The sequence below is a fragment of the Sphingobacterium sp. IITKGP-BTPF85 genome (assembly GCF_001006065.1).
In the GTDB taxonomy this organism is placed as follows: domain Bacteria; phylum Bacteroidota; class Bacteroidia; order Sphingobacteriales; family Sphingobacteriaceae; genus Sphingobacterium; species Sphingobacterium anhuiense.
Genome location: NZ_ASZT02000019.1, coordinates 47,680 through 58,231 on the forward strand (window position 1 = coordinate 47,680; position 10,552 = coordinate 58,231).

11 protein-coding genes and 1 pseudogene are annotated in these 10,552 nt (G+C 37.3%); 1 reads left to right on the forward strand and 11 read right to left on the reverse strand.

The window, feature by feature from the left end:
• Positions 1 to 2: 2 nt before the first annotated feature.
• The 11 genes and pseudogenes from L950_RS35060 to L950_RS06070 form a co-directional block, all read right to left on the reverse strand.
• Positions 3 to 548 (reverse strand): anion permease, encoded by a 546-nt coding sequence (locus L950_RS35060; RefSeq protein WP_262507003.1) that lies wholly within the window; start codon positions 546 to 548, stop codon positions 3 to 5.
• 15 nt (positions 549 to 563) lie between these two features.
• A pseudogene (locus tag L950_RS06030) lies at positions 564 to 1,475 on the reverse strand (porin); the annotation flags it as partial.
• Between the two features lie 641 nt (positions 1,476 to 2,116).
• Positions 2,117 to 2,683 (reverse strand): TlpA family protein disulfide reductase, encoded by a 567-nt coding sequence (locus L950_RS06035; protein WP_021189513.1) that lies wholly within the window; start codon positions 2,681 to 2,683, stop codon positions 2,117 to 2,119.
• A gap of 8 nt (positions 2,684 to 2,691) precedes the next feature.
• Complete coding sequence (locus L950_RS06040; protein ID WP_231576917.1) at positions 2,692 to 3,678, reverse strand: efflux RND transporter periplasmic adaptor subunit; 987 nt, start codon at positions 3,676 to 3,678, stop codon at positions 2,692 to 2,694.
• Between the two features lie 128 nt (positions 3,679 to 3,806).
• Positions 3,807 to 5,435, reverse strand: a complete 1,629-nt coding sequence (locus L950_RS35065; RefSeq protein WP_262507004.1) for an efflux RND transporter permease subunit — start codon at positions 5,433 to 5,435, stop codon at positions 3,807 to 3,809.
• Between the two features lie 14 nt (positions 5,436 to 5,449).
• Positions 5,450 to 6,982, reverse strand: a complete 1,533-nt coding sequence (locus tag L950_RS35070) for an efflux RND transporter permease subunit (RefSeq protein ID WP_262507005.1) — start codon at positions 6,980 to 6,982, stop codon at positions 5,450 to 5,452.
• A gap of 9 nt (positions 6,983 to 6,991) precedes the next feature.
• Positions 6,992 to 8,380, reverse strand: a complete 1,389-nt coding sequence (locus L950_RS06050; RefSeq protein WP_031287990.1) for a TolC family protein — start codon at positions 8,378 to 8,380, stop codon at positions 6,992 to 6,994.
• Positions 8,381 to 8,497: 117 nt separating this feature from the next.
• On the reverse strand, positions 8,498 to 8,899 hold the full coding sequence (locus L950_RS06055) for a hypothetical protein (protein WP_021189516.1): 402 nt from the start codon (positions 8,897 to 8,899) through the stop codon (positions 8,498 to 8,500).
• A gap of 189 nt (positions 8,900 to 9,088) precedes the next feature.
• Positions 9,089 to 9,448 carry a DUF4180 domain-containing protein gene (locus tag L950_RS06060; protein WP_021189517.1) on the reverse strand — a complete coding sequence of 120 codons (360 nt, stop codon included), beginning with the start codon at positions 9,446 to 9,448 and terminating at the stop codon, positions 9,089 to 9,091.
• A gap of 36 nt (positions 9,449 to 9,484) precedes the next feature.
• Positions 9,485 to 9,823 (reverse strand): hypothetical protein, encoded by a 339-nt coding sequence (locus L950_RS06065; protein WP_021189518.1) that lies wholly within the window; start codon positions 9,821 to 9,823, stop codon positions 9,485 to 9,487.
• Entirely contained in the window at positions 9,820 to 10,119 is a 300-nt protein-coding gene (locus L950_RS06070) for an antibiotic biosynthesis monooxygenase family protein (protein WP_021189519.1), read from the reverse strand. Before L950_RS06070 ends, L950_RS06065 begins: the two co-directional genes overlap by 4 nt.
• A gap of 168 nt (positions 10,120 to 10,287) precedes the next feature.
• Here L950_RS06070 and L950_RS29555 point away from each other — a divergent pair, with 168 nt between their 5' ends.
• Positions 10,288 to 10,440, forward strand: a complete 153-nt coding sequence (locus L950_RS29555; RefSeq protein ID WP_197086273.1) for a hypothetical protein — start codon at positions 10,288 to 10,290, stop codon at positions 10,438 to 10,440.
• The last annotated feature ends 112 nt before the right edge of the window (positions 10,441 to 10,552 follow it).

A 10,552-nucleotide genomic window follows, 5' to 3' on the forward strand; every position in this document is an offset into this window, starting at 1 on the left:
CGTTAGATATGAACCGATTTTTTATGAGTGCTCGGATCTTCTGGCAGAGATCCAAAACTAATAGCCATTGATTTCATAATGGGGTAGATGATACCTCCACCACGGGCAGTATTACTAGGAATAGCAGGAGCAAGACAAACGTCTGCAAGCCCCAATCCATAAGCTAATCCCAAAGAACTTTTTCCGAATATTTTGATAAATATAAATGCTATTCTATTTCCTAAGCCGGTTTTAATAAAACCTCTTGCTATAAAAAATGAGATTCCTATAAGCCAGATTACTTTATCACCAAAGCCACTTAATGATTTGGTAATGGATAGAGAGGCATTACCAGGAGCCAGAACCTGTGTAAAAGCGGTGAACCCAATGGCCAACATACACATGGTACCCATAGGGGCAGCTTTTAGGATGATACCCAGGATTGTTGCCGCAAATATAGCAAATAGGTGCCAAGCCTCGGGTAACACACCCTTTGGTATAGGTATAAACCAAATAATCAATGCGAAAGCAAAGGTTATACCCATCTTTTTAATGTCCACTTCTTTCATATTTTTTGTTTAAGGTTATAATCGACTTTGTACTTGTAAAATGAACAAATTACCATTGTATTTGTTTGTACTTTCAATTTGATGTTTATAATAATCCATCTGCATACCCATTTGTATTCTAGCCCCGTAGTTTTTGAGAAATTCCAAGCTTACCATAGGGACTAAAGACTGTCTGGGATTAGATTTTTGTCTGAAATCAGTATCTAAGTATTCATATCTACAAGAAAACTCAATAGCTTTCAGGTTTTTATAATCAATTTCATAACGCATATTCGGTAAGAAGTAAGCTCCTCGCATTTGGTATTGATAAATATCTTGTAGTCGCTCTGTTTCTTCGAGACTGAAGTATAGATTGTGATTAATCGCCTGCTTAGCTTCGATCTGAAAATCTATATTCCATTTATGCGCAAGCTGAAATTTAGACGATACATCAAATGCTAAAGCATGTACATTTCTTTTAAACACGGTACCTGTACCTCCGTTTAAACCAATACTGAAATCATATTTTTTTGCCAGATCAAATACGATCCTTGTTAAAAATTGTTTTCCATTATCTTTATCCGAAACCTGATTTTTTCCATTTCCATTCACAACAGAAACGGCATAACGCATTGGTATGGTCCCTAAAGGTAATGTACCGCCTACGGAAGCCCCAATTTGAAAACTTGTCCAACCATTTTTTCCAAATTCGGTATATTGGTTAGACCATTCCAATGATTTGATGATATCCACGGGATAGGTTTCTTCTAGTCCAAACCAAGGTCTGAACTGACCAACAGTAATGGCAACTTTGGGATTAAAACTGTACCGTAGATAAGCGTTCTCTAAAACTCGGGTCTTGGGATCATTTTTAAAATCAGCAAAATTTGCTAAAGCAACAACTTCTACTCTTCTGCTAATTTGTCCTTTGAGTTGCGCGCGCATGTATTTGAGCGAAAAGGAATTATTTGTGCCCTTATCATCTGTATGGTGAAGGCCTTCTACATCAACATTTTTTTAAGACTTGTTGTAAACCTTCCTTGAAAAAGCCCCTTGAACTGAAATTTGGGGTAACTTTCTAAAATTTCTCCTTGCGTACTATCGGGCACTTGGGCGCGAGCCGATATACTGTATAAAAGTAAAAATCCAATTAAAGTGCATGTTGCAAAAGGTAAGTTTTTTTTCATATAAAATAGTTAATGTAAAAGAACAGGGAATTATGAGCTATAGATTTTAATCTATATCGCGTATTTTATAGTCTATTTGGTTACTAATGAGCACAACTTGCTTTGCTCATATATAAAAATAAGGAGATAAATCTATATAATGAAGGAAAAAATATAATAATTCAATATTTTTTTAAGTTCAAAGATTATTTCATGCTGTTTTGTAAAAAAGTCTAGTAAAAGTGCTTTCTTATTGTTTAATATAGAAGTAACATTTCTTTGCAGTGCTTGAGCATTGGATTCTTTTGATTGCTCACTTCGGGAGAAGTAAATTAATGAGTATAAAAAAAGCCTTCATCGTGGACAGATGAAGCTTTTGGTCTCACTATATTAATAATGAGCTACATTTTTTACAATAAGGTATTAATTGCTTTGAATAAGCTCATTCAAAGATTTTGCTATTTCAGGATCTGCGTAATCACGCCCACCTTCCATACGATCTACCATCTCTCCCTTTTTGTTAATGATTACCGTAGTTGGTATTGCATTTCCTAAGAAATCTTGCGGAATATCGCCATTTGGAATATACACTTGTAAATCATATTTATTTTCGGTCATAAATGCTTTTGATTTTTCCATCGTGCCATCTACATCTACCATTAAAAATACGATGTCATCATTACCTTTAAAGGATTGTTTTAAAGTGTTGATAGAAGGCATTTCATGAATACAGGGAGGGCACCACGTCGCCCAAAAGTTAATGAATACCACTTTACCTTTTAGTGAGCTTAGGGTGATATCTTTTCCATCTTCATCTTTAAAGCTTACCTCGTTTGCTTGGATAGCTTTAGTAGCCACTGTACTATCCTCTGCTGTTTCGTCCGACTTCGAATTTTGCGTGTCTTTAGTTTTTGAATTGCAGGATATAGCTGTAATGCTGCATGCAATCAAAAGCATGCCGATCATTTTCCTATTGAATTGGATTTTCATATTTATTTCTATTTGTTTATTTTTCCTTCTTTAATTTCTTCTGATGGCTTTAATATGATTTGACTTTCTGTCGAAATTTGGCCAAATACTTCCGTTAACGTATCCAAATGTACGCCTTCCTTGACAGGAATGCGTTTAATTTCTTGATCGTCTAATATAAGTATAAAAGTGCCAGCCTGTGTCGTTAGAACACTTTTTTTAGGTACCCAACTAGATGGAGTCTTACGTTTTAGTTTTAATTTAACTTGTGCATAGTCGCCTCCTTGTAATTCGCGTGATGGATTGTTGACATCAAATTCTAGTGTTAGTGACCGATCTTGCTGATTCAGTAACCCTGAAGTACGGGATAATGTTGTCTCAAATGTTTTTCCAGGCTGTGAACTTACGGTGAAATTCGCTTGGACACCTTGCTGAACAGAAGCCGCATGTTTTTCTGGAAGTGACAAAGTTAAGCGTAATTTATTACCTTGTGCCATCATGAACAGCGACTGGTTGGATGAAGTTCCTGCCAATGCTCCTACGGAAACATTTCGCTCTGTAATCACGCCATCGAAAGGGGCAGTGATACGCAGATATTGCTGTAATTGTGATGTATGGGTCGTACCTGCTTTAGAAGCTTCGTAAGCTGCACGTGCACTTTCAACAGAACTTTTTGCTCTGTCTAATTCAATTGCCGCTACAGCACCGGCTGTCGCTGATGCATCTTTCAAACGATCGTATGCTTGTTGTGCAAAGAGGTAATCGTTATATATCTTTTGCTCAGTAGCTTTGTCAGAAAGATATCGTTGATTCATTTCAGGGGCCTCTAGTATCGCCAACAGCTGTCCTTTACGTACATGATCACCACGGTCTACATATAACTGTTTTACAAATCCTGATACTTTTGCAAAAACAGCCACCTGTTCATAAGGTTTCAGTTCTGCTGGAACTGAAATCTCATATTCCGGATTTATGAACTGTACCGCCACGGTACTATAATTTATTTGTTTGTCCACCTTTTTATTCTCTTTTTTAGTTTTTTGTTCTTGCTGAGCGCATGACATACATGTAATTAGGAGCAAAGCAAAGCCAGTTAAACTTGATATTTTATATTTAGAGATTGTCGTATTCATGATGTGATATTTTATAGGGATGATGTTTTTTTATTAGAATAATACTGACTTGTTTCATCATCAGGATCTAGAGATGGGCTACTAACTGATGTTCTGGACATGAGTGAAGAAAAGAAATGCGGTAGAAGCAGTAAAATAACAATTGTAGATGCAATAAGACCGCCGATAACAGCTCTACCGAGAGGTGCTACTTGTTCGGCGCCATCTCCAATACCTATCGCCATAGGCAACATACCGGCAAGCATGGCCGCGGCAGTCATTAATATTGGACGCAATCTTGACGAAGCAGCTAATCTTGCCGCGTTTGTAGGTTTTAAGGCCATGTTTCTTCTGTAATATTCAGCTTGATTTATGAGCAATACGGCATTGGATACCGATACACCAATGGACATGATAATACCCATATATGATTGTAAATTAAGAGTACTGTTCGTAAGAAATAATATAATTAAGCTCCCCGTAATCACAGCAGGAATGACTGATAGGATAATTAAAGGAACTTTAAAAGACTGGTAGTACGCAGATAACATCAAGAAAATAGCAATAATAGCTACAGCTAATCCTGTCAAAAGATTGCCTAATGTGTCGTCAAGAAGTTGCATTGTACCTTCAGTCCATATACTAACACCACGTGGAGGTTCGCCCGCATCTTTTATAGCTTTTTTTACGGCTGTAGAAGCTGTTCCCAAATCTTGATTGTAGACATTTGCTATGATCGTGACATATCGGTTAGGACCTTTGCGGTTTACTTGTGCCGGAGCGGTTACTCGGCGAACAGTAGCAATATCTTCAAGTACCGGACGGAGGTTTCCTTTCTTTAAAGGAAGCGATTTAAGCCTTTCTTCTGATGACATGATATGCTCGGGGATCTGAACCTGAACTTGAAAAACAAGCCCCGATTTCGGATCTACCCAAAGATTTTTATCTGTAAAACGGGTAGAAGAGGTGGCGGTCACTAAGCTCTTCGTAATTTCCTGCATGGTCAATCCAAACTGTCCGGCTAGGTCACGGTTAACTTCAATTTCAAGAGTAGGGTAGGCGATTGGTTCGGCAATTCGTACATCTCGTAAATAAGTTATTTCTTTCAAATTCGATTCAATTTTCGAAGCATGTGTATTTGCTGCTTTAAGCTGTCCGGCACCAACTTTAATTTCAATGGGCGTCATAGCTCCCTGTCCCATTATTTTTTCTGTCAGTTCCATCGGTTCAAAATTGAACTTTATCTGTGGATGATTCTGAGTTATTGAAGTTCTTATTTTTTCTTTCAGGTCCTCCATAGATCCAGTATACAAATTTTGATCTACGGATACTTGCAGTACCGCTTCATGTGAAGAACTTGTGAACAGAAAAATAGGATTGATCGGGGATGTTGCAGGTTGCATGCCCACGAAAGCAGAAGTTATCGCTATGCCATCTTCAGGAAGCTGTGTTTTGATATCATCAGTAATGGAGTTGACGATCTGTTCTGTTTTTTCGATTCTGCTTCCTTGTGGGGTTTGTATTCGTAATTGGAAGTCACCGCTATTTGATACAGGCATGACATCGGTTCCGACGAAATTTAATAACAAACCGATTGTTCCCCCCGAAAGTACGATATAGAGTAAAAAAAGACCAAGTGATTTTGCGGACCACTTACGCATTCTGTAAGAATAATTTACTCTGAATTTCTCAAAAAAGCTTTTTTTCTGTTCGTTTTACTTACAATTTCCTGTTTATTTTTCATTAACCAATTCGCCAAAATAGGTACGAATGTTTGAGAGGCAATAAAGGATGCTATCATTGCAAATGCTACTGCCATTGATAAAGGAATAAACATGTCCTTAGGAATACCGGTCATAATGAAAGCAGGAGTTAACACTGCTAGAATGCAAAGTAGAATTAAAAGCTTTGGAACAGATATTTCAAGCAACGCATCTAAAATAGCGCGCTGTTTTCCTTTTTTCATTTCCATATGTTGATGGATGTTTTCGATCGTCACTGTAGCTTCATCGACAAGAATACCGATCGATAGGGCTAAGCCGCTTAGTGTCATGATGTTGATGGTTTGTCCAAATAGGTAAAGAACCATAACAGCCGAGAGTATAGCGATCGGTATTGTCAGTACTACGATAAAAGCCCCCCGCGTATCTCCTAGAAATAAGAAAATCATCAATCCCGTAAAAACAGCACCGAGTATGCCTTCATGTATCAGATTAGAAAGTGAGCGCTCAATGTATTTGGATTGATCAAACTCGTAACGGACATCCACATCTTCCGGAAGTTGATTCTTTAATTTATCCATGGAGGACTTTAAATTATTTACAGCATCTAGTGTAGAAGCATCTGCTTTTTTGATGATAGGAAGGTATACGGAGCGTTTCCCGTTGACCAATGCATATCCCACTGTTTGATCTGCGCCATCTGACACAGAAGCGACATCTCTGACATAGATGGTACGGTTGTCAGTGGTCTTGATCGGTGTATTTAAAAACTCCTCCGGATTTTTAGCGATTGAGTTAATTGGAGCCATTAAATTTTCATCGCCTATACGGATATTTCCGGCAGGAGAAGGAATACTGCTTTTGGTGATGGCAATTGTAATGTCTTCGGCACTTAGTCCGCTGGCCTGCATCGCTTCGGGATCAATATCGACGACAATTGAACGCGCATTACCTCCAAAAGGTGCGGGTGCGGTGATCCCGGGGATTTCGACAAACATCGGTCTGATTTTGGTTAACACAAGTGTCTGTATTTCATTGATCGAGAGTTTGTCACTTTCAAAGACCAACTGACCTACCGGTAATGAACTTCCATCAAAACGGACTACCATCGGCGGTACTGCACCAGCAGGTAGAAAGCCCATCGCTCTTGAAACTGAAGTAGATACTTCTCCGGCTACTTGTGCCATGTTGGTACCTGGATAAAAGGTAAGCTTCATCAGGCTGAGCCCCTGAACACTTTTAAAGTCTATATTTTTAACACCGCTGACAAATAGGAGCACCTTCTGAAATTCATTTGCCATAAATCCGTCCATATAGGCCGGGGATAATCCGCCATAAGGCATAGCGATATACATCGCTGGTAATTCAACTTCAGGAAAGATGTCTACATTGATTTTTTTTATTGTGCTATAAGAAAAAAAGGCAATCGTAATGACCGCTACCATGATAGCAATGGGTTTCCTGAGCGCAAATCTTATTAGATTCATATCTATATATTAAAGGTTATTAAACAGATAATCGAAATTGGCCGTTAGCTCTGACTCATATGCCAGTAACATCCAGTACGAACGGGAGGCTTCGATATGATTATTCTCGGCCTGTTCAAGTAAAATGCGGATTTGTAATAATTCACTAAGCGTGATCAGTCCACTTTTATAACGGGCTAGGTACATACCATAAGCATCTTGTGCCTGTTTAACAGCTATTTGAGATTTTTGTAACTGCTTATATTGCCAGTGGCTTTTTGTTTGAGATGCTGATAGATCTGCTTCCATCGCATCCTGATATTGCGTTTGTAATAATTTAGCGCTGTTGGCTTCTTCAAATAATCCTTTACCTTTTAATCGGTTTGTATATAAACTTGTTATATTCCATGTTATGCCTATACCGACAAGCATATTATTCGTGTTATTTCTAAAACCGTCTTGCCATGCACTTGAACTTTTACCATTGGAGTTAACACCTGTTCCTCGGTAAGCATAGCCACCTAGTAGCTTTAATGATGGCATCGCTGCTCTCTTTTGGGCTTCTCCGCTTTGCGTATAGTATTGCACCTGTTTGCCTAATGCAGCTAATATTGGATGACTGTCGTTGATGCCCTGACTAGCATTTACATCCTGACTTTCCATGGGAGCTGAAAAATGCCGAATGGATGAACTGTACATAACAGTATCTTGACCATATAGTTCTTGGAGTTTGATATAGGAAGCATACTTATTACCGTTCCATTTATCATGCTCACCCATTGCCTGCACATAAGAAGAAGTAGCCAAAAGACTATCTGCAGCAGGTTTAAGACCTGAAGCAGCTAAACCTGAACTGATCTTGCGGATATCATCTAAGCGTTCCGTATTTTTTTTCGACCAATCTAATTTTGCATGATTATAAAGTAATGTGATGTAGCGTTCAGAAAGTACTTTTTTGAGATTTAGGATGTAAGCTTCCTGTTCACTCACTTTTTTCTGAACTAGCGTTTCTGCCACTTCATTTTCTTTTTTAAGTCTACCAAAGGTGAATAATTCCCATTCAACAGTAGCCGAAGCAAAGCTATTTGCCGCTAAATTGCTTCCTTCTAATGCTCCAGGATTACCGCTTACATTAAAAAAACCGGGCTGCGGAAAGAAAGCTCCGGCACTTCCTTCATAAGTGCCATAGGTGTTTTGAAATTGTGTTTTTACTTGTGGAAGATGAGCACTTTTTACAGCTTTGGCATTTAGCTCGGCCGCATTTATAGCACTTTTTTTAACAGCTATTCCAGGGTAGTTTTCTTCCACCTGAGACCATAAACTGCCCAGTGTGTTTTCTTTTTTTTGCTGTCCGTATAAGGGTAGTACGGATGCAAGGGCAAGCCACATACATATAGCTGCCACTATGTCTTTTATCATAATGATATTACGTTTTGAAAAGCCGTTGAAATAACAACAAGCTGTCTAGAATAAAATAGAAGTTTTGCCTATTGAAAAGTTATGATCAATAGGATTATAGGAAGGTAAAAAGAAGTACTAAATTTGGAGATTGCGATCTCTTATAAAAATAGGAATGGAGCCTGATAGTTTCAGATGACCATAATTGGGGTGTACTTGTTGACTGCGGATAACAATGTTAAGCAGCAACATAAACGCAAGGGTAAATAATACAAGTGGAGCAAAATCACCAACATGAAAAGAAACAGCTTGTGATATCTGTGTATCTGTGCTTTCACTATTGATACATTTTTCAGCTCCGTTGCTGGAAAATAGATTTCCATTTTTTATCGGAGCTTTTGCTGTATTACTTGTTATATCTGCCCAGCTTTTGATGCTACTTTTTATTGCACAGGAAGTCAACAGTACACAAAAAACCGTTGCAACGACAAATAAGATGCGTTGCGATTTTCTTGCGATATGTAGTCTAAAGCGGTTCATATTGAGGTAAAGCTAGGGCTTTTTATGTGAGCCAGCAAATATTGGCTGTTGTTTTTTTCCTATCTAACAGTTTTGTTGCTGAAGCAGGTTTTTTTTAAAAAATAGAAAATTTAAATTTTATACTTCATTCAAGCTTATGAATAATACTTGAATTGCCTGTGAAAGTTCAAAATCACTCCTTCATGCTTTTTATTTTGCAAGAAGTGATAGTGCCTCCTCTAGTGTTTTTACAAAATTAACCTGTCTTCCTTTATTACTTTCATATATGAAATCAATCATGCTTTTGGAAGTGAATTTTGAAAAATCACCTATAATAATGATTTGCATGCGGTAATTAGAAAACTTTTGCAATACTTCTCCTGCGATTTTATTTTTAAGATCAAAAAAATCTGATATCAAATTTTTTTCGTGTACGATTACTTTAGAGAGATCCTCATAATAAAGATTTCCTATTAAATCTACGGCATCATCTGCCGTTTTTATGACTAGACCATCGGAAATTAATTCTGCTACTTTAATGTTATTGATCTGGTGGAACGTGAAATTCATTATTTATTGTTTTAGTATTGGTATTCAAAATATGGTTTACAACTCTTCAATAATAGACTGCCCCGAAGATAGGTCTCCCGAAGTCCATTGCCAGCTTTCATGTAATCTTATTTTTCCATTCGGTAAGATTTCGGGTTTAGATTTACACATTCCTGTCATTAATTTTCCTTCTCTATTCACCTGTTGATAGCGCATATCAATTTCCCCCTGCTCATTCACGAGACCAATCAATTGACCATGGATGATTTTACCTCCGTTATATTGAGCTGTTACAATAGAGTCAACCTGTTTATAATGAAAAACAGTTTCATGGGATGTTTCTCCATTATTGCTATTGTTTACAGCAGAAAAACGTTTGTTATTATAATTTATCATATTTTTTGAGGTAAATCTTCGTAATGAAAAACTTGAGGAAAGGGATCATAATAGTCGTGAAGCAACTCTTTCCATTTTAAATATTGCGGAGACTGGCGGAATCCAATTTCATGTGCTTCTACAGAACTCCACTCCACAAGAAGTACATACTGGTTTTCTACCTCGATACATTTTTTTAGTGAATGCCCTATATAGCCGTCAATAGCTGCAATATATTGGCTAGCTGTGATGAAATCATTTTCAAATGCAAGGCGCTTACCTGCTTTTACATGTAATATCGCTAATTCTAATATCATCGGTTTGTTTAAATTATCAGTGGAAATTAAAACAATTTCGAATTGTCTTTAATTCCATTTTCCAAAAAATAAAAAAGTTGAAATCCTAGACTTCTTTATCTTGCAATTTAAAAAATCTTTGATAGAATAAAGTATGCTTGTTATTTCGATACCGATCGTTTTTAATATTTGGAAAGTGTGGCGGATTATTTTATGATCCCAGGAAGAGGCAGCCCTATAGAATATAGTAATATAAAAAAGCTTGTAAAATATTATAAAAAACAAAAGCCCAAATTACTTTGGGCTTTTGTTTTTGGCGGAGAGCGAGGGATTATTTCATGATCCTAAAAAGGGGGGGCTTCAATCACAAAATATAACCATTCGCTTTGCTCATTTCTTTTGTTGTTTATAGAGTTTTATTTAAGCAAGCTTCAAAAACTTCATAAACAACAAA